This is a genomic window from Kitasatospora aureofaciens (genome assembly GCF_001188955.3).
GTDB lineage: Bacteria > Actinomycetota > Actinomycetes > Streptomycetales > Streptomycetaceae > Kitasatospora > Kitasatospora aureofaciens.
The window spans coordinates 55,586-81,712 of the sequence record NZ_JPRF03000032.1 but is presented as its reverse complement, the minus strand read 5'-3'; the positions used below and the strand labels follow the sequence as shown (position 1 = coordinate 81,712).

At 72.7% G+C, this 26,127-nt stretch carries 26 protein-coding genes; 3 read left to right on the top strand and 23 right to left on the bottom strand.

Annotated elements, in window-relative coordinates:
• Positions 1-29: 29 nt before the first annotated feature.
• The 19 genes from HS99_RS20855 to hisI form a co-directional block, all read right to left on the bottom strand.
• On the bottom strand, positions 30-1,487 hold the full coding sequence (locus HS99_RS20855; RefSeq protein ID WP_030551218.1) for an aldehyde dehydrogenase family protein: 1,458 nt from the start codon (positions 1,485-1,487) through the stop codon (positions 30-32).
• Positions 1,488-1,535: 48 nt separating this feature from the next.
• The gene (locus tag HS99_RS20850; protein ID WP_030281894.1) at positions 1,536-2,402 is read right to left on the bottom strand and encodes a Sco1979 family transcriptional regulator; all 867 of its coding nucleotides are present in this window, start codon (positions 2,400-2,402) and stop codon (positions 1,536-1,538) included.
• A gap of 411 nt (positions 2,403-2,813) precedes the next feature.
• The gene (locus tag HS99_RS20845) at positions 2,814-4,274 is read right to left on the bottom strand and encodes a glutamate synthase subunit beta (protein ID WP_030281897.1); all 1,461 of its coding nucleotides are present in this window, start codon (positions 4,272-4,274) and stop codon (positions 2,814-2,816) included.
• Positions 4,267-8,910, bottom strand: coding sequence for a glutamate synthase large subunit (gene gltB / locus HS99_RS20840; RefSeq protein WP_191093681.1), 4,644 nt, complete (start codon positions 8,908-8,910; stop codon positions 4,267-4,269). The genes HS99_RS20845 and gltB overlap by 8 nt, the downstream gene beginning before the upstream one ends.
• 445 nt (positions 8,911-9,355) lie before the next feature.
• The gene (locus HS99_RS20835) at positions 9,356-10,093 is read right to left on the bottom strand and encodes a VIT1/CCC1 transporter family protein (RefSeq protein WP_370863283.1); all 738 of its coding nucleotides are present in this window, start codon (positions 10,091-10,093) and stop codon (positions 9,356-9,358) included.
• A gap of 145 nt (positions 10,094-10,238) precedes the next feature.
• Positions 10,239-11,324, bottom strand: coding sequence for a prolipoprotein diacylglyceryl transferase (gene lgt / locus HS99_RS20830; RefSeq protein ID WP_072655363.1), 1,086 nt, complete (start codon positions 11,322-11,324; stop codon positions 10,239-10,241).
• A gap of 119 nt (positions 11,325-11,443) precedes the next feature.
• Positions 11,444-12,307, bottom strand: coding sequence for a DsbA family protein (locus HS99_RS20825; protein WP_030551222.1), 864 nt, complete (start codon positions 12,305-12,307; stop codon positions 11,444-11,446).
• A gap of 61 nt (positions 12,308-12,368) precedes the next feature.
• On the bottom strand, positions 12,369-12,878 hold the full coding sequence (locus HS99_RS20820) for a MauE/DoxX family redox-associated membrane protein (protein WP_078938889.1): 510 nt from the start codon (positions 12,876-12,878) through the stop codon (positions 12,369-12,371).
• 129 nt (positions 12,879-13,007) lie between these two features.
• Entirely contained in the window at positions 13,008-13,253 is a 246-nt protein-coding gene (locus HS99_RS20815; RefSeq protein WP_157846574.1) for a hypothetical protein, read from the bottom strand.
• A 217-nt stretch (positions 13,254-13,470) separates the two neighbouring features.
• The gene (trpA, locus tag HS99_RS20810; RefSeq protein WP_030281912.1) at positions 13,471-14,295 is read right to left on the bottom strand and encodes a tryptophan synthase subunit alpha; all 825 of its coding nucleotides are present in this window, start codon (positions 14,293-14,295) and stop codon (positions 13,471-13,473) included.
• A 2-nt stretch (positions 14,296-14,297) separates the two neighbouring features.
• Complete coding sequence (gene trpB, locus HS99_RS20805) at positions 14,298-15,548, bottom strand: tryptophan synthase subunit beta (RefSeq protein WP_030551226.1); 1,251 nt, start codon at positions 15,546-15,548, stop codon at positions 14,298-14,300.
• A 50-nt stretch (positions 15,549-15,598) separates the two neighbouring features.
• Positions 15,599-15,748, bottom strand: coding sequence for a tryptophan biosynthesis modulator TrpM (gene trpM, locus HS99_RS48455; RefSeq protein ID WP_167395798.1), 150 nt, complete (start codon positions 15,746-15,748; stop codon positions 15,599-15,601).
• Positions 15,749-15,758: 10 nt separating this feature from the next.
• Complete coding sequence (gene trpC, locus HS99_RS20800; RefSeq protein WP_030281917.1) at positions 15,759-16,565, bottom strand: indole-3-glycerol phosphate synthase TrpC; 807 nt, start codon at positions 16,563-16,565, stop codon at positions 15,759-15,761.
• A gap of 214 nt (positions 16,566-16,779) precedes the next feature.
• Positions 16,780-17,220 (bottom strand): DUF2752 domain-containing protein, encoded by a 441-nt coding sequence (locus tag HS99_RS20795; protein WP_030281919.1) that lies wholly within the window; start codon positions 17,218-17,220, stop codon positions 16,780-16,782.
• A 137-nt stretch (positions 17,221-17,357) separates the two neighbouring features.
• A complete protein-coding gene (locus HS99_RS20790) occupies positions 17,358-17,633 on the bottom strand; it encodes an HGxxPAAW family protein (RefSeq protein WP_030551229.1) in 276 nt (91 codons plus the stop codon).
• 157 nt (positions 17,634-17,790) lie between these two features.
• Positions 17,791-18,402, bottom strand: a complete 612-nt coding sequence (locus HS99_RS20785) for a TIGR02234 family membrane protein (protein ID WP_030551231.1) — start codon at positions 18,400-18,402, stop codon at positions 17,791-17,793.
• A 26-nt stretch (positions 18,403-18,428) separates the two neighbouring features.
• Positions 18,429-18,890 carry a Uma2 family endonuclease gene (locus tag HS99_RS20780; RefSeq protein WP_050366830.1) on the bottom strand — a complete coding sequence of 154 codons (462 nt, stop codon included), beginning with the start codon at positions 18,888-18,890 and terminating at the stop codon, positions 18,429-18,431.
• 20 nt (positions 18,891-18,910) lie between these two features.
• Positions 18,911-20,431 (bottom strand): anthranilate synthase component I, encoded by a 1,521-nt coding sequence (locus HS99_RS20775; protein ID WP_030281927.1) that lies wholly within the window; start codon positions 20,429-20,431, stop codon positions 18,911-18,913.
• Between the two features lie 39 nt (positions 20,432-20,470).
• On the bottom strand, positions 20,471-20,842 hold the full coding sequence (gene hisI, locus HS99_RS20770; protein WP_030281929.1) for a phosphoribosyl-AMP cyclohydrolase: 372 nt from the start codon (positions 20,840-20,842) through the stop codon (positions 20,471-20,473).
• Between the two features lie 123 nt (positions 20,843-20,965).
• Between hisI and HS99_RS20765 the strand changes: the two genes are divergently transcribed.
• From HS99_RS20765 to HS99_RS45090, 3 genes are all read left to right on the top strand, one after another.
• Positions 20,966-21,544 carry a hypothetical protein gene (locus tag HS99_RS20765; protein ID WP_050366829.1) on the top strand — a complete coding sequence of 193 codons (579 nt, stop codon included), beginning with the start codon at positions 20,966-20,968 and terminating at the stop codon, positions 21,542-21,544.
• A gap of 49 nt (positions 21,545-21,593) precedes the next feature.
• On the top strand, positions 21,594-22,232 hold the full coding sequence (locus HS99_RS20760; RefSeq protein ID WP_030280449.1) for a TIGR03085 family metal-binding protein: 639 nt from the start codon (positions 21,594-21,596) through the stop codon (positions 22,230-22,232).
• A 379-nt stretch (positions 22,233-22,611) separates the two neighbouring features.
• Positions 22,612-23,391: a VOC family protein gene (locus tag HS99_RS45090; RefSeq protein WP_030280446.1), complete on the top strand. Its 780-nt coding sequence runs from the start codon at positions 22,612-22,614 to the stop codon at positions 23,389-23,391.
• Positions 23,392-23,495: 104 nt separating this feature from the next.
• Here HS99_RS45090 and hisF read toward each other — a convergent pair whose 3' ends face one another.
• The 4 genes from hisF to hisH are packed head-to-tail and all read right to left on the bottom strand — an operon-like array spanning position 23,496 to position 26,090.
• Positions 23,496-24,266 carry an imidazole glycerol phosphate synthase subunit HisF gene (gene hisF, locus HS99_RS20750; RefSeq protein WP_030280443.1) on the bottom strand — a complete coding sequence of 257 codons (771 nt, stop codon included), beginning with the start codon at positions 24,264-24,266 and terminating at the stop codon, positions 23,496-23,498.
• Positions 24,263-24,703 (bottom strand): RidA family protein, encoded by a 441-nt coding sequence (locus HS99_RS20745; RefSeq protein ID WP_030280441.1) that lies wholly within the window; start codon positions 24,701-24,703, stop codon positions 24,263-24,265. The genes hisF and HS99_RS20745 overlap by 4 nt, the downstream gene beginning before the upstream one ends.
• On the bottom strand, positions 24,700-25,434 hold the full coding sequence (priA, locus tag HS99_RS20740; protein ID WP_030280439.1) for a bifunctional 1-(5-phosphoribosyl)-5-((5-phosphoribosylamino)methylideneamino)imidazole-4-carboxamide isomerase/phosphoribosylanthranilate isomerase PriA: 735 nt from the start codon (positions 25,432-25,434) through the stop codon (positions 24,700-24,702). Before priA ends, HS99_RS20745 begins: the two co-directional genes overlap by 4 nt.
• Positions 25,435-25,454: 20 nt before the next feature.
• Positions 25,455-26,090 carry an imidazole glycerol phosphate synthase subunit HisH gene (gene hisH / locus HS99_RS20735; protein ID WP_030280437.1) on the bottom strand — a complete coding sequence of 212 codons (636 nt, stop codon included), beginning with the start codon at positions 26,088-26,090 and terminating at the stop codon, positions 25,455-25,457.
• Positions 26,091-26,127: the final 37 nt, after the last annotated feature.

The following is a 26,127-nucleotide window of genomic DNA, read 5'->3' as shown; positions in this document are numbered from 1 at the left end:
GGCCGTCAGGGCCCCAGAGCGTCGAACCCCTAGAACGGGAACGGCGCCCGCCCGTGCTGCACCGAGATCCACTTCACCGTGGTGAAGGCGTCCACGGTGGACTCTCCGTTGAGGCGGCCGACCCCGGAGTGCTTCTCCCCGCCGAACGGCACACCGGGCTCGTCCGCGATCGTCCCGCCGTTGACGTGGATCATGCCGGTCTCGATCCGCTGGGCGATCCGGACCCCGCGCTCGGCGTCCGCGGTGTGCACCGCGCCGCTGAGTCCGAAGGGCGTGTCGTTGGCGATCCGGACGGCCTCGTCCTCGCCGTCGAAGGGCACCAGGAGGGCCACCGGGCCGAAGAGTTCGCGCTGCAGGATGGGCGCGTCCTCGGCCAGGTCGGTGAGCACGGTGGGCGCCATGAGGCTGCCGGTCGTGTCGCCGCGCAGCAGCGCGGTGGCGCCGGCCGCGATCGCCTGGTCGACCTGGGCGTTGATCGCGTCGGCCTGGACGGAGTTGATCAGCGGGCCGATGTGGGTGGCCGGGTCCTTCGGGTCGCCGACGGTCAGCGAGGCGGTCTTGGCGACGAACTTCTCGGTGAACTCGGCGAGCACGCTGCGGTCGACCAGCACCCGGTTGGCGGCCATGCAGACCTGGCCCTGGTGGACGAAGCGGCTGAACACGGCCGCGTCCACGGCGTAGTCGAGGTCGGCGTCGTCCAGCACGATCAGCGCACTGTTTCCGCCGAGTTCCAGCACCGTCCGCTTGAAGTGGGCGGCGGCGACGGTGGCGACGTGTCGGCCGACCTGGTCGGAGCCGGTGAAGGAGATCACCTTGGGCACCGGGTGCTCCAGGAAGCTGTCCCCGATCTCCGCGATGTCGGTGATGACCACGTTCAGCAGGCCGGGCGGCAGTCCGGCGTCCTCGAAGAGCTTGGCGATCAGGCTGCCGCCGACGACCGGGGTCTCCTGGTGCGGCTTGAGCACGACGCCGTTGCCGAGCGCGAGCGCCGGGGCGACGGCCTTGAGGGCCAGGAACAGCGGGAAGTTGAACGGGCTGATCACGCCGACCACGCCGACCGGCAGCCGGTGCAGGCGGTTCTCCTTGCCGGGCGCGGTGGAGGGCAGCAGCCGCCCCTCGGAGGCCACCGACAGGTGCAGGCACTCCCGCAGCATGTCCTTGACCAGGGACAGCTCGAAGCCGGCCTTGAGCGCGGTGCCGCCGAGCTCGGCCGTGATCGCCCGGGCGATCTCGTCCTGGCGCTCCTCGACCAGCCGCAGCGCGCGCTCGAAGACCAGCCGGCGCTGGTACGGGTTGGTGGCGGCCCAGCCGCGCTGGGCGCGCTCGGCGGCACGGTAGGCCCGGTCGACCTCGGCGACGGTGGCCACGGTGATGGTGGCCAGCTTGTCACCGGTGTACGGGTCGACGTCGACGATGTCCCAGGAGCCGCTGCCGCCGCACCATTCGCCGTCGATGTACTGCAGCGCCAACTCGGAGAAGTACGACATCTGATCCCTCTCGTGCCCGACCTGATGGGAGCTCATCGTACTGACGTGTCAAAGCTCTTGGCGTACGGAGCGCAGAAGATCGCGGGTCGGTCCGGGTTCGAGGCTCTCGGCGAGCAGCCCGTCCATCGCCTGCCGGTAGGAGGCGACCTCGGCGGGCTTGTCCACGTACAGCGCGGTGGTGAACTGCTCCAGGTAGACCACGTCGGCGAGTTCGGCCTCACTGAAGCCCAGCACGCTGAACGCGCCGCTCTCGGCGCCCAGCGCCGCGCCGCCGAGCGGGCGCACCTGCAGCCGCACGTTGGGCAGTTCGGCGAGTTCGAGCAGCCGGTCGAGCTGGCCGCGCATCAGCTCCGGTCCGCCCCAGGGGCGGCGCAGCGCGGCCTCGTCGAGGACGGCGAGCAGCTCGGGCGGGTGTTCGGCGGTGAGCAGGTCCTGGCGCTTGCGGCGGACCTCGACGCGGCGTTCGATCTCCTCGTCCTGGAGGCCGTGGCAGCCGGCCGCGATGACGGCGCGGGCGTAGTCGGCGGTCTGCAGCAGCCCGTGGACGAACTGGACCTCGTAGCTGAGGATCTCGGCGGCGGCCTCCTCCAGTCCGAGGTAGTTCTGGAACCAGGCGGGCAGCACGTCGCCGTAGTCGTGCCACCAGGAGGTGGCGTTGGCCTCGCGGACGAGTCCGAGCACGTTGGCCCGTTCCTGTTCGGCGTCGACGCCGTAGAGGGTGAGAAGGTCGGCGACGTCGCGTTCCTTGAAGCCGACCCGGCCGAGTTCCATCCGGCTGATCTTGGACTCGGAGGCACGGATCGAGTACCCGGCCTCCTCGCGGCTGACGCCTCTGGACTCGCGGAGCTTGCGCAGCTGGCTGCCGAGCAGCAGGCGCCTTACGGTGGCGCCTCCGCCTGCCTGAGTCGTGCCCATGAGAAGTCAACCTCCGCACTCGCGCAGCCCCCCGGCCGTCGGCGGCAGTCTGCCACCTGGCACCGACGAACAACAGTCCGTCCCGGTGCGCGTTCCGGCGGCTGTGCGAAGCCTGGGAGGAAGCTGTGAGGCGGTTGGCGGCCCGGTGGTGAAGACGCAGGTGGGAGCGCCGGTAAGAGGCGGGTGAGAGCGCAGGTGAGAAGCGCCTGGGAACGCCGCCCGAAGGGCCCGCGAAGCCCGCGCGAACACTCGGCGGAAACGCGACGGCGCCCGCCCTCCAACTGGTCGGGGAAGAGGGCAGGCGCCAGGAGACCGCGTTGGCCCGGCGACGCTGGCGGGGGCAGCGGGTTGAGCTCCCGGCGATGCGGCGCCGGGGGTTCGGGGTGGGGCCGGTCGGACCGTCAGGGCCCGTCAGACCACCAGCGGGCGGTCCGTGGGCCGGATCGGGGCGGGAAGCGGGGTCTTGCCGCCCAGGTACCTGTCCACCGCGGCGGCGGCCGAACGGCCTTCCGCGATGGCCCAGACGATCAGCGACTGGCCTCGGCCGGCGTCTCCGCAGACGTACACGCCATCGACATTGGTGGCGAACCGGCCGTCGCGGGCAATGTTACCGCGCGCGTCGAGGTCCACTCCCAGCTGCTCGACCAGGCCGTTCCTGACGTCCGTCCCGGTGAAGCCCATGGCCAGGGTGACCAGCTGGGCGGGGATGGTCCGCTCGGTGCCCGGGACGGGCTCGAACCGGCCGTCCTTGAACTCGACCTCGACGAGGTGCAGTTCCTGGACGTTGCCGTCCTCGTCGCCGGTGAGGTGGGTGGTGTTGACGGAGTAGACCCGCTCGCCGCCCTCCTCGTGCGCGGAGGTGACCTTGTAGGTCATCGGCATGGTGGGCCACGGCTGGTGCCCGGGGCGCTCCTCGCCGGGGCGGGGCATGATCTCCAGCTGGGTGACCGACAGGGCGCCCTGGCGGTGGGCGGTACCGACGCAGTCCGCGCCGGTGTCGCCGCCGCCGATCACGACGACGTGCTTGCCCTTGGCGCTGATGGGCGAGTCGACGAGGTCGCCCTCCTGCACCTTGTTGGCCAGCGGCAGGTACTCCATGGCCTGGTGGACGCCCTTGAGCTCGCGCCCGGGCACCGGCAGGTCACGGGCGGTGGTGGCGCCGGCGGCGACCACGACGGCGTCGAAACGCTCGCGCAGCTGCTGCCCGGTGATGTCCTCGCCGACGTGCACTCCGGTGCGGAACCGGGTGCCCTCCGCGCGCATCTGCTCGATGCGGCGGTTGATGTGGCGCTTCTCCATCTTGAACTCGGGGATGCCGTAGCGCAGCAGTCCGCCGATGCGGTCGGCGCGCTCGTACACCACCACGGTGTGGCCGGCCCGGGTGAGCTGCTGGGCGGCGGCCAGGCCGGCCGGGCCGGACCCGACGACGGCGACGGTCTTGCCGGAGAGCCGCTCGGGGATCTGCGGGGTGACCCCGCCGCGGTCCCAGGCCTTGTCGATGATGGTGACCTCGACGTTCTTGATGGTCACCGCGTCCTGGTTGATGCCGAGCACGCAGGCCGACTCGCAGGGCGCCGGGCACAGCCGCCCGGTGAACTCCGGGAAGTTGTTGGTGGCGTGCAGCCGCTCGATGGCGCCGGTGAAGTCGTCGCGGTAGGCGAGGTCGTTCCACTCGGGGATGAGGTTCCCGAGCGGGCAGCCGTTGTGGCAGAACGGGATGCCGCAGTCCATGCAGCGGCCGGCCTGCTTGCTGATGATCGGCAGGAGGCTGCGCTCGACGTAGACCTCGTTCCAGTCCCGGATGCGAACGTCCACGGGCCGGCGCTCGGCCAGCTGCTTGGGCGTGGTCAGGAAGCCCTTGGGGTCAGCCATGTGCCGCCTCCATCATCTTGCGAGTGGTCTCGGCCTCGGAGAGGCCATCGCGCTCAGCGGCGTCCTTGGCGGCGAGCACTGCCTTGTAGTCGGTCGGCATGATCTTGGAGAAGCGGGAGACCCCGCTGCCCCAGTCGGCCAGGAGTTCGGCGGCGACGGTGGAGCCGGTCTCCTCGTAGTGCTGCTGCACGGTCTCGCGCAGCCAGTCGCGGTCGGCGGCGGTGGGGGCCTCGATGCCCACCATGCCGTCGTTGACGTTGGCGGGGCGCAGGTCCAGGACGTACGCGATGCCGCCGGACATGCCGGCCGCGAGGTTGCGTCCGGTCTCGCCGAGGATGACGACCCGGCCGCCGGTCATGTACTCCAGGGCGTGGTCGCCGACGCCCTCGACGACCAGCGTCGCGCCGGAGTTGCGGACGGCGAAGCGCTCACCGGCCTTGCCGCGCAGGTGGATCCGGCCGGAGGTGGCGCCGTAGCCGATGGTGTTTCCGGCGATCACGTGGTTCTGGGCGTCGTTGCCGATGGCCGCGGCCTCGCGCGCCGGGCGCACCACGACCACGCCGCCGGAGAGTCCCTTGCCGACGTAGTCGTTGGCGTCGCCCTCGAGGCGCAGGGTGATCCCCTTGGGCAGGAAGGCGCCGAAGGACTGCCCGGCCGAGCCGGTGAAGGTGACGTCGATCGTCCCCTCCGGCAGGCCCTCGCCGCGGTACCGCTTGGTGACCTCGTGGCCGAGCATGGTGCCGACGGTGCGGTTGACGTTGCGGATCGGCAGCTCCAGCCGGACCGACTCGCCGCGCTCCAGGGCGTCCTGGGCCAGCTCGATCAGCTGGTTGTCGAGGGCCTTGTCCAGGGCGTGGTCCTGGTCGGTGGTGCGGTGGCGGGCTGCGCCCTCGGGCAGTTCGGGCACGTGGAACAGCGGGGCCAGGTCGAGCCCGGCGGCCTTCCAGTGGTCGATGGCGGCCCGGGCGTCGATGTGCTCGGCGTGGCCGACGGCCTCCTCGATCGAGCGGAAGCCCAGCGAGGCCAGGATCTCCCGGACCTCCTCGGCGATGAACTCGAAGAAGTTGACGACGAATTCGGGCTTGCCGGAGAAGCGCTCGCGCAGCACCGGGTTCTGGGTGGCGACGCCGACCGGGCAGGTGTCCAGGTGGCAGACGCGCATCATGATGCAGCCGGAGACGACCAGCGGGGCGGTGGCGAAGCCGAACTCCTCGGCGCCGAGCAGCGCGGCGATGACGACGTCACGGCCGGTCTTCAGCTGGCCGTCGGTCTGGACCACGATGCGGTCGCGCAACCCGTTGAGCAGCAGGGTCTGCTGGGTCTCGGCGAGGCCGAGCTCCCAGGGGCCGCCCGCGTGCTTGAGCGAGGTGAGCGGCGAGGCGCCGGTGCCGCCGTCGTGCCCGGAGACGAGGACGACGTCGGCGTGTGCCTTGGACACGCCGGCCGCGACCGTCCCGACGCCGACCTCGGACACCAGCTTCACGTGGATGCGGGCGGCCGGGTTGGCGTTCTTGAGGTCGTGGATCAGCTGGGCCAGGTCCTCGATCGAGTAGATGTCGTGGTGCGGCGGCGGGGAGATCAGGCCGACACCCGGGGTGGAGTGCCTGGTCCGGGCGACCCACGGGTACACCTTGTGGCCGGGCAGCTGGCCGCCCTCGCCGGGCTTGGCGCCCTGGGCCATCTTGATCTGGATGTCGTCGGCGTTGACCAGGTACTCGGAGGTGACGCCGAACCGGCCGGAGGCGACCTGCTTGATCGCCGAGCGGCGCTCGGGGTCGTACAGGCGGTCCGGGTCCTCGCCGCCCTCACCGGTGTTGGACTTGCCGCCGAGGCGGTTCATCGCGATGGCGAGGGTCTCGTGGGCCTCGCGGGAGATCGAGCCGTAGGACATGGCGCCGGTGGAGAAGCGCTTGACGATCTCGGAGACCGGCTCGACCTCCTCGACCGGGATCGGCTCGCGGCCGAGGCCGTCCAGCTGGAACAGGCCGCGCAGCGTCATCAGGCGCTCGGACTGCTCGTTCACCCGGTCCGTGTACTGCTTGAAGATGTCGTACCGGCGGTTGCGGGTGGAGTGCTGGAGCCGGAAGACGGTGTCCGGGTCGAACAGGTGCGGCTCGCCCTCGCGGCGCCACTGGTACTCCCCGCCGATCTCCAGGGCGCGGTGGGCGGCCGGGATGCCGGAGGCCGGGTACGCCTTGGCGTGCCGGGCGGCGGTCTCGCGGGCGATCTCCTCCAGGCCGATGCCGCCGAGCTTGGTGGTGGTGCCGGCGAAGTAGCCGTCGACCAGCTCCTGGGAGAGGCCGATGGCCTCGAAGACCTGGGCGCCGCGGTAGGAGGCGACGGTGGAGATGCCCATCTTGGACATCACCTTGAGCACGCCCTTGCCGAGCGCCTTGATCAGGTTCTTGATCGCCTTCTCGGCCTCGACGCCCTCGATGCCCCCCTCATTCATGAACGTGCCCTGCGCGACGAGGTCCTCGACGGACTCCATCGCCAGGTACGGGTTGACCGCGCCGGCGCCGAAGCCGATCAGCAGCGCGACGTGGTGCACCTCGCGGACGTCGCCGGCCTCGACCAGCAGCGACACCTGGGTGCGCTGCTTGGTGCGGATCAGGTGGTGGTGGATGGCGGAGGTGAGCAGCAGCGAGGGGATCGGGGCGTGCTCGGCGTCGGAGTGCCGGTCGGAGAGCACGATGATCCGGGCGCCGTCGGCGATCGCGGCGTCGGCCTCGGCGGCGATCGCGGCCAGGCGCGCGGCCAGGCCCTCGCCGCCGCTGGCGACCTTGTAGAGGCCGGACAGCGTGACGGCCTTCAGCCCGGGCTGGTCGCCGTCGGCGTTGATGTGGACGAGCTTGGCCAGCTCGTCGTTGTCGATCACCGGGAAGGTGATGCCGACCGAGCGGCAGGAGGCGGCCTCGGCGGTCAGCAGGTTGCCCTCGGGGCCGAGGTTGGACAGCAGCGAGGTGACGAGCTCCTCGCGGATGGCGTCCAGCGGCGGGTTGGTGACCTGCGCGAAGAGCTGCACGAAGTAGTCGAACAGCAGACGGGGCTTTTCGCTCAGGGCGGCGATCGGCGAGTCGGTGCCCATCGAGCCGAGGGCCTCGGCGCCGGTGCGGGCCATCGGCGCGAGGATGACGCGCAGCTCCTCCTCGGTGTAGCCGAAGGTCTGCTGGCGGCGGGTGACGGAGGCGTGGGTGTGGGCGATGTGCTCGCGCTCGGGGAGCTTGGCGAGCTGGATCTGCCCGCCGGTGACCCACTCCTCGTAGGGGTGCTCGGCGGCCAGGTCGGCCTTGATCTCCTCGTCCGGGACGATCCGCTTCTCGTTGAGGCAGACCAGGAACATCTTGCCGGGCTGCAGGCGGCCCTTCTGGACGACCTTCTGCTGGTCGATGTCCAGGACGCCGACCTCGGAGGAGAGCACGACCAGGCCGTCCTCGGTGACCCAGTAGCGGGCCGGGCGCAGGCCGTTGCGGTCGAGCACGGCGCCGATCCGGGTGCCGTCGGTGAAGGTGACGCAGGCCGGGCCGTCCCAGGGCTCCATCAGGTTGGAGTGGTACTGGTAGAACGCGCGGCGGGCCGGGTCCATGGTGGCGTGGTTCTCCCACGCCTCCGGGATCATCATCAGCACCGAGTGGGGCAGCGAGCGGCCGCCGAGGTGGAGCAGCTCCAGGACCTCGTCGAAGGAGGCCGAGTCGGAGTGGTCCGGGGTGCAGATCGGGAAGATCCGCTCCAGTCCCCGCCCGTTCTTGTTGGCCGGGATCAGGTCGGTCGCGAGCTGGGACTCCCGGGCGCGCATCCAGTTGCGGTTGCCCTTGACCGTGTTGATCTCGCCGTTGTGGGCGACGAAGCGGTACGGGTGGGCGAGCGGCCAGCTCGGGAAGGTGTTGGTGGAGAACCGCGAGTGCACCAGACCGAGGGCGGACGCGTAGGTGCGGTCCGACAGGTCGGGGAAGAAGGGCTCCAGCTGGCCGGTGGTCAGCATGCCCTTGTAGACGATGGTGCGGGCGGACAGCGACGGGAAGTACACCCCGGCCTCGCGCTCGGCCCGCTTGCGGACGACGAAGGCGATGCGGTCGAGCTCGATGCCGGCCCGCCCGTCCGCGCCGGGGCTCTGCCCGACAGGCGCTGACGCGAGGAAGAGCTGCCGGAACCGGGGCATCACGCTGCGCGCGGTGGCGCCGAGGAGGTCCGGGGTGACCGGCACGTCGCGCCAGCCGAGGACGGTCAGGTCCTCCTCCGCGGCGATCGCCTCGATCTGCGCGACGGCGGCGGCGTCGGCGCCGTCCTCGTCCGGCAGGAAGGCGATGCCGACGGCGTAGGAGCCGGCGGCCGGGAGCTCGAAGGAGACCTGCCCGCGCAGGAAGGCGTCCGGGATCTGGGTCAGGATGCCCGCGCCGTCACCGGAGTCCGGCTCGGCGCCGGTGGCGCCGCGGTGCTCCAGGTTGCGCAGGACGTTCAGCGCCTGCTCGACGATCGTGTGGTCGGCGATGCCGGTCAGCGTGGCGACGAAACCGACGCCACAGGCGTCGTGCTCGTTTCGCGGGTCGTACAGGCCCTGAGCAGCAGGTCGCGCATCCGGCACGAGCGCGTACGGCTGGCGGGCGGCGCCGGCCTGAGGCTCGTTGGCGGAGTGCATGGATGCAGACAGCATCGGCTCTCCCGTCGTCGTCTTTCGGCAAGTTGGTGCAAGTAGGGACGACGTTGGCCCTGATGCGATGGTGCGGTGTGTCGTGCAAGTTACATGGTTGCCCAGGATCCCGAGAAGCGGAATATCCCGTCCACATGGCGGACGGACACGCAGGTCAGGGGGCTGGAGGAAGAGGACGCGCAGCGGTGCACGTCCCGACGATTGTGCCCAACGACCCCCGGCCCGAAACAGGGGCGAAACCGGATCGCCACACGAGCCGATCATGGGCGCCTGGGAATCCATTCCGGGACCGGGTCCGCCGGATGCGAATCTGCGGCCGGGAACGCCGGATGATGAGACGATGCCGGGCAGCGCGCGACGTCCATGTGTGAAACGTCACGCACTGCCCGGCATAACCATGCAGTGCTCGTCGACCGCCTGTCGGCCCCGCCGCCTACCCGACGTGTCCGCCGATCAGCACCCCGAGCAGGTACGTCACCCCGGCCGCGGCCCCGCCCAGCACCAGCTGCCGCAGCCCGCTGAACCACCAGCTGCGCGCCGTCACCCGGGCCACCACCGCGCCGCAGCCGAACAGGCCGAGCGCCGCGAGCACCACCGCGGGCAGCAGCGAGGTGGCCCCCAGCAGGTACGGCAGCAGCGGCAGCAGCGCGCCGAGCGCGAAGCACAGGAAGGACGAACCGGCCGCGACCAGCGGCGAGGGCAGGTCGGTGGGGTCGATCCCCAGCTCCTCCCGCGCGTGGATCTCCAGCGCGAGCTCCGGGTCCCGGGACAGCTGCCGGGCCACCTCGTGGGCGAGCTCCGGGTCGACCCCGCGCGAGACGTACAGCTGCGCCAGCTCGGCCAGCTCGCCGTGCGGGTTGCGGCTCAGCTCCAGCCGCTCGGCCTCGATCTCGGCCTGCACCAGCTCCCGCTGCGAGGCCACCGAGGTGTACTCCCCCGCCGCCATCGAGCAGGCGCCGGCCGCCAGGCCCGCCAGCCCGGTCAGGATCACCGTGCCGTTGGACGCCGCCCCGCCGACCACGCCGGTCATCAGCGCGAAGTTGGACACCAGGCCGTCCACCGCGCCGAACACCGCGGGCCGCAGCCAGCCGCCGTTGACGTCCCGGTGGTGGTCGGCCGCGGGTATCCGCGGGTGCTGGGCCGGCTCGGCTTCCAGGGTGCTCGCAGTCACGGTTCTTCCCCTCGTCTTCGTTCGTCCCCCCGACCGTAGCCCGCTTGACCTGGGCATTTCCAGCAAGATAAGGCTTCCCGAACGATGCTGAGGCTGCCCTTCGCAGCGCTTGCGAAGGGCAGCCTCAGTCAGTGGAAGTGCCTGCTCAGATGGGGTTCTCGGCGTCCTTGCCGGTCTTCTCGGCGGCCGCGGAGGCCGCGGCGGCCGGCTGCGGGTCCGCTTCCGCGCGCCCGTCGCCGTCCACGATGCGGGAGGGCTTGTCCCCGGCCACCGTCTCGCTCGGCCCCTCGCCCTTCGCCTTCGCCGCGGCAGCCTTCCCCGCGAGCGCCTTCCCCGCGACGGCCTTCTCGTCGGCCGCCCTGTCCCCGGCCGCCTTCTCCCCGGCAGCCTCCGCCTCGGCGTGCGCCGCCGGGTCGATGCTCGCCGGGTCCTCGCGCCCGGGCCGCTTCTTCCCGACGATCACGAGGTACGCCACGGCGCCGATGAACACCACGATCGACGTCCAGTCGTTGAGCCGCAGGCCGAAGTAGACGTGCGCCTCGTCGATCCGCAGCCACTCGGTCCAGAACCGGCCCACCGTGTACGCGGCCACGTACAGGGCGAACGCCCGGCCGTGCCCCAGCTTCCAGCGCCGGTCGGCCCAGATCACCAGCAGCACGACCGCCACGTCCCAGATCGACTCGTACAGGAAGGTCGGGTGGAAGACCCCGTTCACGACCTCGCCGTCGGGCAGCGTCTTGTGGATCTCCAGGCCCCACGGCAGCGTGGTCGCCCGTCCGTACAGCTCCTGGTTGAAGTAGTTGCCCCAGCGGCCCATCGCCTGCGCGAGCACGATGCCCGGCGCGATGGCGTCGGCGTACGCGGGCAGCGGCACGCCCCGGCGGCGGCAGCCGATCCAGGCGCCGACCGCGCCCAGCGCGACCGCGCCCCAGATGCCGAGGCCGCCCTCCCAGATCTTGAAGGCGTTCCAGGGGTTCTTCCCCTCGCCGAAGTACAGCTGGTGGTCGGTGATCACGTGGTACAGCCGGCCGCCGACCAGGCCGAACGGCACGGCCCAGACGGCGATGTCACCGACGGTGTGCTTGGCACCGCCCCGGGCGACCCAGCGCTTGCTGCCGAGCCAGACGGCTGCGACGACCCCGAGGATGATGCAGAAGGCGTAGGCGCGCAGCGGGATCGGTCCGAGGTGGAGGACGCCCCGCGACGGGCTGGGAATGTAGGCGATATCCATGGCAGTTCCGACGCTACAGGGTCCGACGTCCCCGTCGGGCACCCCCGGGGTCACAGAAACCGAACAACGGACGCCGTCGCCCCCTCCCGGCGGGGAGGGGGCGACGGCGGAGCGGCGGCTCAGCCCGCCGCCGGTGACGGGTTGTTGGCCTCCGAAGCGGCCGCGGTGGGCGCCGGGGTCTGCCCGTTCGAGCCCGCCGTGCCCAACGGCTTGCCCTGGTTGGCGGCGTCCACCCACTTCACCAGGTTCGCCGGGGTGATGTCCTCGTCGCCGTTCTTCGGGTAGATCGGCTTGCCGTTGAGCAGCACGGTCGGGGTCGACTTGTAGCTGGACCTGTCGAAGTCCTGCTGCACCGCCGACACCCATCCGCCGTACTTGTTGTCGTTGACGCAGGCCCGGAATTCGGGCGTGTCCAGCCCGTTCACCTGCTTCGCCAGGTTGAGCAGGACCGCCTTGTTGCCGAAGGCGTCGTTGGTCTCGTCCGGCTGGTTGCGGTACAGCACGTCGTGGAAGTCCCGGAAGTGCCCGGCGTCCTGGGCGCACCCCAGCGCGTTGGCCCCGTTCTTGGAGCCCTTGCCCTGCAGCGACCGGTCGATGAAGGACACGACGTGGGCGTTGGTGTAGATCTTCCCGGCGTCCTCCAGCTGGTCGATGGTCGCCGAGAACTCGCGCTCGAAAATGCCGCAGGCCGGACAGCGCGGGTCCTCGTACACCGTGAGGACCGACGGCGCGTTGCTCGCGCCGACCGGGACCACCAGGTTCTTGTCACCGATCGTCCCGGCCGGGGCGGCGGTCGGGGTCTCCGGCTTGGAGCGCTGGTTCTGCACCACGACGCCGGTGGCCACCGCGGCGACGATCACCGCGAGCACGGCCCCGCCGACGATCAGCTTCTTCCTGCGCCGGGAGGTGGCCTCCTCGACCGCCCGCTGCTCCAGCATCCGCTCGCGGGCGGTGCGCTTGCCTTCTCGGTTCTTCTCGCTCATTGCGTTGACATCCACGGTCGGGGGCCTCCGTCGGGTGCGGGAATGGGAGTGGCCGAACGGTTCAGCTCGCCAGCCAGCCGTCGGCCGAGAGCCGGGTGCGGGGCCGCCACAACAGCCACCCGGCCAGCAGCAGGAACCCGGTGTCGCGCAGGACCTCCTGGAGGTACTCGGTCTGCGAGGCGTCGACGTGCCCGCCGCCGCCGAAGCAGCCGCAGTCGATCGAGATGCCGCGCGCCCAGGCCGAGGCGATCCCGGCGACGAAGGTGAGCAGCAGCAGCGCGGAGGCCCCGGCCACCAGCCGGACCCCGAGCCCGATCACCAGCAGCAGGGCGAACGCCAGCTCCAGGAAGGGCAGCCCGTAGCCGATCGGCTTGACCAGGCCCTCGGGCAGGATCTCGTACGCCCGGACGGCCTGGGCGGCCTCGGCCGGATCGGCGATCTTGGCCAGCCCGGCCCACCCCCAGACCACCGCCAGGCCGAGCCGCACGGCCGTGCCCGCCCACTCGCTCCAGGCCGGCAGCGGCCGCCGCGCCGGTGCGGAGTCACGGGGCTGCACTGCGGCGCCGGCCATCAGGGAACCCCCCTCGGGAAACTCGTTCACTTCCTGACGAACCGTAAGGGGCGAAGGCCGGTTCCTCCGGATTCAGGAATTAAGCCGGACGAGTGACGTTGTGTCCGATTCTCCTCGAACACACCTGCGTCACCGGCAGCCCGGCACCCGCCCCGGATCGAACAGCTCCGGACGTCCCTCGTGCTGTGCCCGGGCCGCCCGCTCGACCGCGTCCCAGCGCGCCGCCTCCGCGCAGGCCACCGCGTCCCGCTCCGCCCGCTCGGCCCCCCGCTTGGCCAGCGCCTGCCCCACCTCGGTGTGCGCGCCGACCGCGGCGCCCAGGGCCAGGGCGGCAGCCGCCGCCCGCAGCAGCACGGCCCGATGAAGACCCGCCACCGGCGCTCACCCCTTCCGCTCGCTCGGCTACCCCCGTGCACGTTGTCCGGTGCACTCGTCCCTCCAGTCAACGCCGGTCAATCCCGCCTGATGCGTGTCGCCGTCAGTGTTCACCCGTTCGGGGCCGCCCCGAAGCTGACGGCGGCGAACCGGGCCCGCGCAGCGGAACGGCCCGCCACCCCTCGCAGGGGTGGCGGGCCGTCGACCGGACCGTGCGTCAGCGCCTGCGCACTCCCGCGGCGAGCTCACCGGCGAGCGCCCGGACACCGTCCAGCGCCGCGGCCTCGTCCTCGCCGGCCTCCAGGATCCGCTTCACGAACGCCGACCCCACGATCACCCCGTCCGCGAACCGGGCGACCTCCGCCGCCTGCTCCGCGTTCGAGACCCCGAGACCGACGCACACCGGCAGGTCCGTGGTGGCCCGGGTGCGGGCGACGAGGTCCTCGGCCAGCGATCCGACCGCCGACCGGGTGCCGGTCACGCCCATCACCGCGGCCGCGTACACGAAGCCGCTGCCCGCGGCCGTGACCTCGGCCAGCCGTGCGTCCTTGCTGCTGGGGGCGACCACGAACACGGTGTCCAGCCCGTGCGCGTCCGCCGCCTTGCGCCACTCCTCGGACTCCTCCACCGGCAGGTCCGGCAGGATGCAGCCCGCCCCGCCCGCCGCGGCGAGGTCGGCCGCGAAGCGCGCCACCCCGTAGCGGTCGACCGGGTTCCAGTACGTCATCACCAGCACCGCCGTCCCGGGGTGCGCGGCGGCGACCTCCTGGACGGTGCGCAGCACGTCCTTGATCCGCACCCCGCCCCGCAGCGCGATGTCGTCGGCGGTCTGGATGACGGCGCCGTCCAGGACCGGGTCGGAGTGCGGCAGTCCGATCTCGACGACGTCGCAGCCGCCCTCGATCAGTGCGTCGACCGCCCGGATCCCGCCCTCGACGGTGGGGAACCCGGCCGGGAGGTAGCCGATCAGCGCGGCCCGGCCGTCGGCCTTGGCGCCGGCCAGGACTCCGCTCAGCTTGCTGGCACTCGGCTTCGAAGCCATGATCACTTGCCCCCCTCGGCCCGGTCGCCGGCCGGCTCGTCGTACAGCCCGAAGTACTGGGCCGCGGTGTGCATGTCCTTGTCGCCGCGCCCGGAGAGCGAGACCAGGATGGTCGCCTCCGGCCCGAGCTCGCGGCCCAGGTCCAGGGCCCCGGCGAGGGCGTGGGCGCTCTCGATGGCCGGGATGATGCCCTCGGTGCGGGACAGCAGCCGCAGCGCCTGCATGGCCGCGTCGTCCGTCACCGGCCGGTACTCGGCCCGTCCGGTGTCCTTCAGCCAGGCGTGCTCCGGGCCGACGCCCGGGTAGTCGAGCCCGGCCGAGATGGAGTGCGACTCGACGGTCTGCCCGTCCTCGTCCTGCAGGACGTACGTGCGGGAGCCGTGCAGCACCCCCGGGTCGCCCTTGGTCAGGGTGGCGGCGTGCTTGGGGGTGTCGGCGCCCTCGCCGGCCGCCTCGCAGCCGATCAGTCGCACCCCGGCGTCCGGGATGAACTCGTGGAAGATGCCCATCGCGTTGGAGCCGCCGCCGACGCACGCGACGACCGCGTCGGGCAGCCGCCCGGTGCGGTCGAGCACCTGCTGCCGGGCCTCGACGCCGATGATCCGGTGGAAGTCGCGGACCATCATCGGGAAGGGGTGCGGACCGGCGACGGTCCCGAACAGGTAGTGGGTGGAGTCGACGTTGGCGACCCAGTCGCGGAAGGCCTCGTTGATGGCGTCCTTGAGCGTCCGGCTGCCGGACTTGACGGCGATCACCTCGGCGCCGAGCATCCGCATCCGGGCGACGTTGAGCGCCTGGCGCTCGGTGTCGACCTCGCCCATGTAGATGGTGCAGTCGAAGCCGAACAGGGCGCAGGCGGTGGCGGTGGCCACGCCGTGCTGACCGGCACCGGTCTCGGCGATGATCCGGGTCTTGCCCATCCGCCTGGTGAGCAGGGCCTGGCCCAGCACGTTGTTGATCTTGTGCGAGCCGGTGTGGTTGAGGTCCTCGCGCTTGAGCAGGATCCGCGCGCCGCCCGCCTCGGCGGAGAAGCGGTGCACGTCGGTCAGCGGGCTCGGGCGGCCGGTGTAGTCCTTCAGCAGCCCGTCGAGCTCGGCGGCGAAGGCCGGGTCGGCCTTGGCCTTCTCGTACTCCTCGGCGACCTGTTCGACCGCGGCGACCAGCGCCTCGGGGATGAAGCGGCCGCCGTACGCGCCGAAGTAGCCGCGGGCGTCCGGCACCTGGGCGCCGGGCAGGTAGTCCTTCTCGGACATGGTGGTTTCCCTTGCGGAGATGGATGACGGTGACGTCTGATCGGCTGGGTTCAGCCGTGCGTCACGCGCCATCGCCGCCCCGGCACCTGGCCCGGTTCGCAGCCGATCACGTACCGCACCCGGCGCCCCAGCACCCGGCGTGCGGGCGCGCGGCAGCCGCGCGGGCGGCAGCCGGGGGCGAGTCGGGTGGCGATCTTCATCCGGGCCGCGTCAGTCCTTGTGCCGGACGGCGGGGTGGGCGCCGGCCGCGACCAGGTCGGCGACCGCGGCCCGCGGGTCCTTGCCGGTCACCAGCGACTCGCCGACCAGCACCGCGTCGGCGCCGAGGTTGGCGTAGTTGATCACGTCCAGCGGGCCGCGCACACCGGACTCGGCGACCTTGACGACGCCGTCCGGGATGGCGTGCACCACGTTCTCGAACGTGCTGCGGTCGACCTCCAGGGTCTTCAGGTTGCGGGCGTTGACGCCGATGATCCGCGCCCCGGCGTCCACCGCACGCTTGATCTCGTCCTCGTCGTGCACCTCGACCAGCGGGGTGAGGCCGATCGACTCGGCGCGCTCGATCAGCGACACCAGGGCCGGCTGCTCCAGGGCGGCGACGATCAGCAGCGCGAGGTCGGCGCCGTGGGCGCGGGCCTCCCACAGCTGGTAGGCGGTGACGATGAAGTCCTTGCGCAGCACCGGGGTGTCCACCGCGGCGCGGACCGCGTCCAGGTCGGCGAGCGACCCGCCGAAACGGCGCTGCTCGGTCAGCACGCTGATCGCGGCGGCACCGCCGGCCGCGTAGTCGCGGGCCAGGGCGGCCGGGTCGGCGATCGAGGCCAACGCACCCTTGGACGGGCTGGAGCGCTTCACCTCGCAGATCACCCGGACCCCGTCGCCCTTGAGGGCGGCGACGCCGTCCTTGGCCTCCGGGGCCTTGGCCGCGAGCGCCTTGAGCTCGTCAAGGGAGACGCGCGCCTGCCGCTCGGCGAGGTCCTCGCGGACCCCTTCGATGATCGAGTCGAGCACACTCACTCAGGAGCCCCCATCATTTCTGCTGGTTCGCCAGCGCGAGCCGGACGGGCGGGGGCCCGTCGGCACTTCGATGGTATCGGCACCCGGCACGCGCAGCGCATCCGCCCGGTACGCGTCTCGCGGAACGGGACGTTCCGTTCGAGGGCTCCCAGCTGCGGCTTCACCGGCCCTCCACCGGCTTCCCGCCGGTCCCGGGGGCCACCGACCGGGGCGTTCAGACCACCGGCGGTGCCAGCCCGGCCCCGATCGACAGGTTGCGCACCACCTCGAACACCAGCACCAGCAGGCCGATCAGTGCCCAGCGCCGGGCCCCGACCGAGACCCGGACCGGCGGCCCGAGGGTCAGCGCCGCCCAGCTCCAGCGCAGCCACAGCACCCCCAGCACACCGAACAGCAGGACGGCCACCGCGTTGTCGTGCAGTGCGCCGGTGAGGTCCCCGTGGGCCAGCGCGTGGACGCAGCGCAGGCCCCCGCAGCCGGGGCACCACCAGCCGGTGGCGGTCAGGAAGGGGCAGTCGGGGTAGTGCCCTGGGGCGTTCGGGTCCACCACCGCGACGTACCCGGCGGGGACGGCCACCGCCGCCAGCGCGGCCAGCGGCGGGCCCATCCGGCGCAGCACGGGCGGCGGGGCGGAGGCGGTGGGAGCGGCGTTCACGCCCCGATTGTGCCCGTGCCGGGCCCGGACAGAACGAAACGGCGGGCGTGGCGCGCCCGCCGTTCGGATGTACGAATCCTCAGGTGCACGGAGTCCGCGCGGAGCCCGTACGGGAGGACCGGGAGTACCGGCCGTCGTCAGGCGGCGACGGTCGCGCGGGACTCCACGGCCGCCTTGCGCGCCGCGGTCTGCTCCTCGACCGACTTGTAGACGTTGGCGCTGGGCTGCTTGCCCATGCCCGCCATCGACATGGCCTTGCCGACGATGCCGCCCACGAGGACGACCGCCAGACCGGCCCAGACCAGCAGCGGCGACGGCAGGATCATCGCGACACCCGCGATGCCGAAGCCGGCGAAGGAGATGACGACGCCGGTCCAGGCGGCGGGGTTGTGACCGTGTGCAGCTGCTGACATCGATGGTGCTCCTAGGCTCTCGGGGCCCGGCCGGGCCTGCGGGGCCGCCGGCGGGTTGACGGGTTCCATTGTGCCGGGCCACACACGGGCGGCCCAAAGCGGGTGGCCCGTCTATCGCGTCACACCCCGTCGGTCGGGGCGGCGGGGTGCGGGGGTCTCAGACCGCGGTCGGGTCCTCGCCGCGGTCCAGGGCCTTCCACAGGTCACCGGGGGTGTCGGCCTTCGCCGGCGCCTTGCGGGTCGGCGCCTCGTAGCGGCTGCCCATGGCCGGCCAGCCGCGGCCGAAGCGCAGGGTGATCAGGCCCGCCGCGGCCAGCAGCAGCCCGCCGGCCAGGGCGACCCAGGGCCAGGCGGTGTGCGACACCTCGGTGGCGGTCGTGCCGGCCAGCGCCAGCTTGCCGGAGGCGGCGGAGTCCAGCGCGGCGGTGTCCGAGGCCCCGGCCACCGAGGCGGCGGCCGCGCCCAGCCCGGCCAGCAGGGTCAGCGCGCCGACCGCGAGCCGCCCGACGCCGCGCACCGCGAACACCGCGACGGCCGCGGCCAGGCCCACCAGGGCCAGTCCGCCGGGCAGTTCGGAGATCCTGCCGCCGGTGACGGACACGTCCAGGGTGCCGGCCCGGCCCTCGGCCCAGACCCGCCCGACCGCGGTCAGCACCAGCACGGCGCTCAGCACGGTCAGCAGCAGCATCACGCCGAGGGTGCGGCGGCCGGCCGCGGGCGTGGCGGGAGCGGTGGCGGCGGGCGCGGGGGTGGGGTCTGCAGCGGTCACCCGTCCACTATCCCCCGGGCCGCGCGCTACGCCGTACCCGGGGTGGGGAACTCGTCCGTCCGCAGCACCACCGTGCGGCCGCCCAGCGGCAGGAACAGGTCGTTGCCGAAGGGCACCCGCTCGGCCTCCCGGTACACCCCGCCGGGGGAGGGCGCGGTGTGCACGGTGCAGACGGCGGCCGCCGGGTCGACCACCACGTACAGCGGCACGCCGCTCTCCGCGCAGGCCCGGGCCCAGGCGTGGTCACGGCCCGGGTGCGACACCTCCAGCACCGCCTCCACGTCGGAGGCGGCGTACCGGCCCCGGGCGTGGTGGACGGCGTCCGGGGCGATCACCGTGAGGTCCGGGGCGAGCGGGCCGTGCGCGGCCGGGAAGTCGACCAGGACCTGGGACAACACCCGCCCCCGGCCCGCGAGTTCGTCCCTGATCCGCACGGCGGCGGCGAGCACGACCTCCCAGCGCAGCTCGTCGTACGGCACCTCGGCCATCCCGGCCGCCTCCTCACGCCTCAGGACAGTTCCGGCCTCCGCAGCGTATTGGCGGTGGCGACGGCCCGCAGCACGGCGGCCGCCTTGTTGCGGCACTCGGTGTCCTCGCCGTGCGGGTCGGAGTCGGCGACCACACCCGCGCCCGCCTGTACGTACGCGGTGCCGTCGCGCAGCACCGCGGTGCGGATCGCGATCGCGGTGTCCGAGTCCCCTGCGAAGTCCAGGTAGCCCACGCAGCCGCCGTAGAGTCCGCGCCGGGTCGGCTCCAGCTCCTCGATGATCCGCATCGCCCGGGGCTTGGGCGCGCCGGAGAGGGTGCCGGCCGGGAAGCAGGCGGTCAGCACGTCGAAGGCGCTCCGCCCGGGGGCGACCCTGCCGGTCACCGTCGAGACGATGTGCATCACGTGGCTGTAGCGCTCGATCTGCATGAAGTCGACCACCTCGACGCTGCCCGGCTCGCAGACCCGCCCCAGGTCGTTGCGGCCGAGGTCGACCAGCATCAGGTGCTCCGCCCGCTCCTTGGGGTCGGCGAGCAGCTCGGCGGCCAGCGCCGCGTCCTCGTGCGGGGTCGCGCCGCGGTGCCGGGTCCCGGCGATCGGATGCAGCATCGCCTCGCCGTCGGCGACCTTGACCAGCGCCTCCGGGCTGGAGCCGACCACGTCGAAGCCGCCCTCGGCGCCGCCGTCCGGGCCGGGGAAGCGGAACAGGTACATGTACGGGCTGGGGTTGGTGGTGCGCAGCACGCGGTAGACGTCCAGCGCGGAGGCCGGGCAGGGCGCCTCGAAGCGCTGCGAGGGCACCACCTGGAAGGCCTCGCCGGCCCGGATCCGCTCCTTGACCTCCTCGACGGCGGCCCGGTACGGCGCCCCGCCGAACGGCGAACGCACCTCGCCGGGGCCGGCCGGGGTGAAGGTCGCCAGGCCCGGGTCGACCGGCTTCAGCAGATCGGCCTCCATCGCGTCCAGCCGGGCCACCGCGTCCGCGTAGGCCTCGTCCACGCCGCTGGCCAGGTCGTTGTGGTTGACGGCGTTGGCGATCAGCAGCACCGTGCCGTCCAGGTGGTCGAGCACCGCGAGGTCGGTGGCGAGCAGCATGGTCAGCTCGGGCAGCCGGAGGTCGTCCGGATTGAGGTCGGGCAGCTTCTCCAGGCGGCGGACGATGTCGTAGCCGAGGTAGCCGACCAGGCCGCCGGTCAGCGGTGGCAGGCCGTCGTCGGCGCGGCGCGGGGTGTGCAGTGCCGCCAGCGCGGCGCGCAGCACCTCCAGCGGGTCGCCGTCGGTGGGGATGCCCACCGGCGGGGTGCCGAGCCAGCGGGCGCCGCCGTCCGGGCCGGCCGTCAGCACGGCGGCGCTGCGCACGCCCACGAAGGAGTAGCGCGACCAGACGCCCTGCTCGGCGGACTCCAGCAGGAAGGTGCCGGGCCGCTCCTCGGCGAGACTGCGGTAGAGGCCGATCGGGGTGAGGCCGTCCGCGAGGAGCCTGCGGGTGACGGGGATGACCCGGGTGTCGACGGCGAGCTTGCGGAAGGCTTCGAGGTCCATGCGGGGCGGCACCTTCTGGAGTTCGGGCGGGTTCGGGGATCAGCCGAGCGGGAGCACGTCGGCGTCGAAGCAGGTGCGGTCGCCGGTGTGGCAGGCCGCGCCGGTCTGGTCGACCTTGACCAGCAGGGTGTCGCCGTCGCAGTCGAGGGCCACCGACTTGACCGCCTGGGCGTGACCGGAGGTGTCCCCCTTCACCCAGTACTCGCGGCGGCTGCGGCTCCAGTAGGTGCAGCGGCCGGTGGTGAGCGTGCGGTGCAGCGCCTCGTCGTCCATCCAGCCCAGCATCAGCACCTCACCGGTGTCGTACTGCTGCGCGATGGCCGGGAGCAGGCCGTCCTCGGTGCGCTTGAGGCGGGCGGCGATCGCCGGGTCGAGGGCGGTGGTGCCGGGAGCGGCGGGTGTGGTGGACATGGGGCCATTGTGTCAGTCCGGCCACGGCCGCCGGACGGCGCGACCGGTTCGCGGACGGCCCGTACGGAGGGACTTTCCGCCAACCGCCTGCCGGGTGGGGCCCGGCTGGGCCATCCTCGGCCCATGACCTCCGAGCAGCAGCCGCCCGAAGCCGCCGCCTCCCGTCCGTCCCGGGGCCTGGCGATCGCCGTCGCCGCCGTCCTGGCCGTGCTGCTCGCGGTGGTGGCCACCGCGCTGCTCTGGCCCGAGGACGCCCCCGGGCCGGCAGCCGCCCCGCCCCCGCCCTCCCCCACGGCCACCCCGACGCCGACCCCGACCCCCACGCCCACCCCCACGAGGCCGCAACCCCCTTACGCCTTCTTCCCCGTGGGCACCTGCTTCGACCACCCCCAGCTCAGCCCGGTGATCACCAAGGCCGAGGAACGCCCCTGCACCACCCCCCACGACGGCGAGGTCATCGCCGACCTCAAACTCCCCGACGGGCTCAGCGGCGAGATCCCCATCGCCCTCGCCATGCGCGACGGCTGCAAGGACGCCGAGGCCACCGCCAAGGCCCACCAGGGCGACGGAAAGTCCTACTACCCCCGCCAGTTCGGCCCCGCCACGGCCAACTACCAGCAGGGCTGGCGCGACTACACCTGCACCCTCACCGCGGGCAGCAAGCAGGGCGCGCCCAAGCTCACCGGCCCGTTGCACCCGTAGAACCTGCTCCTGTTCCCCCTCATCCCTCATCCGACCCTAGGCTGACGACATGTCGAACCACGCCCTCGCCGAACGCCACCGTCTCGCCGAACTCCTCACCGCCGCCGGGCCGGACGCCCCCACCCTGTGTGCCGGATGGACCACCCGGGACCTCGCCGCCCACCTGGTGATCCGCGAGCGCCGCGCCGACGCGGCGCCCGGCATCCGGATCGGCGCCCTGGCCGGCTGGACCCGGCGCGTGCAGGACGGCTACGCCGAGCGGCCGTACGAGGACCTGGTCCGGCTGTTCCGCGCCGGGCCCCCGGTCTACTCCCTGTTCGCCCTCCCCGGCGCCGACGAGGCCGCCAACACCGTCGAGTACTTCGTCCACGCCGAGGACGTCGCCCGGGCCGGCGACGACTGGACCGCCCGGCCCGTCCCGCCCGGCCGCTCCGAGGCCCTCTGGCGCCGGCTGCCCCTCCTCGCCCGCTTCGAGGCTGGCCGCCACTCCCCCGTCCGCCTCACCCTCGCCCGCCCCGACGGCCGGTCCCTCACCGTCGGCCCCGCCGGCGCCCCCACCGTCCACCTCACCGGCGAACCGGCCGAACTCGTCCTCTTCGCCTACGGCCGCGGCGCCCGCACCACCCTCACCGTCGACGGCCCCCCGGACGCCGTCGAGGCCCTCCGCCACGTCCTGCCGCTGCCGTAGCCCCCTGCGCAGGAAGCCGGCCTGGCCGACTTCCTGCGCGGAACGTCCCAACCCGCCTGGGGGCGAGCCGGTTCGGGCCGCGGAAGAGGAAGGTGGCCTCGCGGGTGGAGCCGAGGCCGGGCAGGGCCGTCAGGACCCGGCCGAGGCCCGTGCCGAGGCCGCCGTACGGCCTGGTGCCCGGCGGCCTCCCTGATGTGGGCCGAGACCGCGCGCTCGCCCTCCGGGTCCAGGTCGTCCCTGGTCCCGACGGGTCCCAGCCACCCCGCGCAGGACGTGCGGATGTCAGTGCCCGGGTGCAGACTCGCAGATGGCCGGGGAGGGGCGTGTGCGCGCCCGACGGGACTGCCCCGGTCACTCTCCGTCGAAGGAGCACCAGCTCATGCTCACCACCGACTTCCCCGTCGGCTCGCCCTGCTGGATCGACCTGGGCAGCCCGAACGTCTCCGCCACCGCCGACTTCTACGGCCAGGTCTTCGGCTGGACGTTCCAGCCCGTCCCCGAGGCCGGCGGCTACGGCTTCCTGCAGCTGGCCGGGAAGCGGGTCGCGGCGCTCGGCAACCTCGACACCGACGCGCGGCCCGCCTGGACGACGTACTTCCGCACCGCCGACGTGGACACCACCGTCAAGGCCGCCGAGCAGTCCGGCGCCACGGTCCGCGTGCCGCCGATGGACGTCATGCAGGAGGGCCGGTTCGCGGCGCTCACCGACCCGCAGGGCGCCGAGTTCGCCCTGTGGCAGGCGGGGAACACCCGGGGGCTGGACTCCGTCTCCGAGCCGAACACCCTGGTCTGGGCCGAGCTGCACACCTCCGACCTGGAGGGCGCCTTCGCCTTCTACCAGGGGCTGTTCAACTGGCGGGTCGAGGTCTTCGAGCCGACCCCGGGCATGAGCTACCGGGTGGTCTCCACGTCCGAGGGCGATCAGCAGCAGACCAGCTTCGGCGGCATCGCCCCGACGATGGGCGAGGGCCAGCCCCCCTCCTGGACGCCGTACTTCGCCGCCGCGGACGTGGACGCGCTGGTCGGCAGGGCGACGGCGGCCGGCGGCTCGGTGCTGATGCCGGCCGAGGACGTGGAGAACGTCGGCCGGATCGCCTGGCTGGCCGACCCGAACGGCGCCCCGTTCGCCCTGATCAAGGGCGAACCGCAGGAGTCCTGAGCAGGAACAGGGCCCGCTGCGGCAGCGGCGGGCCCTCGGTGCAGGACGTGATCACCGGCACGAATCACCGGCACCGGATCACCGGCGCCGGATCAGGAACCGGGTCACCGGACCGGGTGCCCGGCCTCCCGCAGCGCGTCCTTGACCTCGCCGATCCGCAGGTCCCCGAAGTGGAAGACGCTGGCCGCCAGCACCGCGTCCGCACCCGCCTCGACGGCCGGCGCGAAGTCACCGAGCTTGCCCGCCCCTCCGGAGGCGATCACCGGCACCGAGACGGCCTTGCGGACGGCCCGGATCATCTCCAGGTCGTAGCCGTCCTTGGTGCCGTCCGCGTCCATCGAGTTGAGCAGGATCTCGCCCGCCCCCAACTCGGCGGCGCGGCCCGCCCATTCGACGGCGTCCAGGCCGGTGCCCTGCCGCCCGCCGTGGGTGGTGACCTCGTAGCCCGAGGCGGTCTCGGTGCCCTCGGGGCAGCGCCGGGCGTCCACCGACAGCACCAGCACCTGCCGCCCGAACCGCTGGGCAATCTCGCGGATCAGCTCGGGCCGGGCGATGGCCGCGGTGTTGACGCCGACCTTGTCCGCGCCGGCCCGCAGCAGCTTGTTCACGTCCTCGACGGCCCGGATGCCGCCGCCGACGGTGAGCGGGATGAACACCTGCTCGGCGGTGCGCCGCACCACGTCGTAGGTGGTCTCGCGGTCGCCGGAGGAGGCGGTGATGTCGAGGAAGGTCAGCTCGTCGGCGCCCTCGGCGTCGTAGAGCTTGGCCATCTCGACCGGGTCGCCGGCGTCGCGCAGGTTCTGGAAGTTGACGCCCTTGACCACCCGCCCCGCGTCGACGTCCAGGCAGGGGATGACACGTACTGCAAGGGTCACGGCTGATTGCCTTCCGGGGCTTCCAGGGTCTTTGCCAGCCCGGTGCGGTACGCGTCGATCTCGACCTCGACCATCATCCGGGAGTCGATCAGCCCGTCGACCACCACCATGGTGGTCACCGGGCGTGCGGCGACGAAGAGTTCGCGGTGGGCGCGGCCCACCTCCTCGGCGTCGCGGGCGTGGGTGATGTACATCCGGGTGCGGACCACGTCGTCCGCGGTCAGACCGTACGCGGCCAGGGCCCGGAGCCCCACGCCGAACGCGGCGAGGGTCTGCCGGTACGGGTCGCCCTCGTGCTCGATCCGGCCGTCCACCCAGGCGGTGGAGCCGGCCACGTGCACGTGGTCGCCCGCGGCGACCGCCCGGGAGTAGCCGAACTCCTCCTCCCAGGGGGAGAACCCGGTGATCCGGCCGCGTACGATCCGACCATCGGTCATCCGGAAACCGCCTCCAGGGCCTCTTCGAGGGTGAACTTCTGCTCGTAGAGTGCCTTGCCCACGATGGCGCCCTCGACACCCTCGCCGACGAGAGTGGCGATGGCGCGCAGGTCGTCCAGCGAGGAGACGCCCCCGGAGGCGACCACCGGGCGGTCGGTGGCGCCGCAGACGTCGCGCAGCAGCTGCAGGTTGGGGCCGGTCAGGGTGCCGTCGCGGTTGACGTCGGTGACGACGTAGCGGGCGCAGCCCTCCTGGTTCAGCCGCTCCAGCACGTCGAAGAGCTGGCCGCCGTCGCGGGTCCAGCCGCGGCCGCGCAGGGTGGTGCCGACCACGTCCAGGCCGACGGCGATCTTGTCGCCGTGCTCGGCGATGGCCTTGGCGACCCACTCGGGGGCCTCCAGGGCGGCGGTGCCGAGGTTGACCCGGGTGCAGCCGGTGGCGAGCGCGCGGGCGAGCGACTCGTCGTCGCGGATGCCGCCGGACAGCTCGACCTTGATGTCCAGCTGACCGGTGACCTCGCGCAGCAGCTCGTAGTTGCTGCCGGTGCCGAAGGCGGCGTCCAGGTCGACCAGGTGCAGCCACTCGGCGCCGGCGTTCTGCCAGGCGAGGGCGGCGGCGAGCGGCTCGCCGAAGGAGGTCTCGGTGCCGGAGGCGCCCTTGACCAGGCGGACGGCCTGGCCGTCCCGGACGTCGACGGCAGGCAGCAGTTCCAGGCGGCTGTTCAGGCTCATCAGTTGCAACTCTCAGACGGTCAGAGGGTGTTGACCCAGTTGGTCAGCAGGGCGGCACCGGCGTCGCCGGACTTCTCGGGGTGGAACTGGGTGGCCCACAGCGGGCCGTTCTCGACGGCGGCGACGAACGGCTGCCCGTGGGTGGCCCAGGTGACCAGCGGCGGGTTGATCCGCGCGCTGTGGGTCTCCAGCTCCCAGTGCCGCACCCCGTAGGAGTGCACGAAGTAGAAGCGGGTCTCCGGGTCCAGGCCGGCGAACATCCGGCTGCCCTCGGGCACGTCCACCGTGTTCCAGCCCATGTGTGGGACGACCGGGGCGTCCAGCGGCTCGACGGTGCCGGGCCACTCGTCGCAGCCGGGCGTCTCGACGCCGTGCTCGACGCCCTTCTCGAAGAGGATCTGCATGCCGACGCAGATGCCCATGACCGGGCGGCCCCCGGCCAGTCGGCGGCCGATGATCCAGTCCCCGCGGACCGACTTCAGCCCGCGCATGCAGGCCTCGAAGGCGCCCACTCCGGGGACGAGCAGGCCGTCCGCAGCCATCGCGGTGTCGTAGTCGGAACTGACCGTGACGTTCGCCCCGGTCCGTTCCAGGGCGCGCTGCGCGGAGCGGAGGTTGCCGGAGCCGTAGTCGAGGACGACGACGTTCTTGCCCATGTTCAGGTGTCCAGTCTCTCTACAGGGCCGGGCGGTT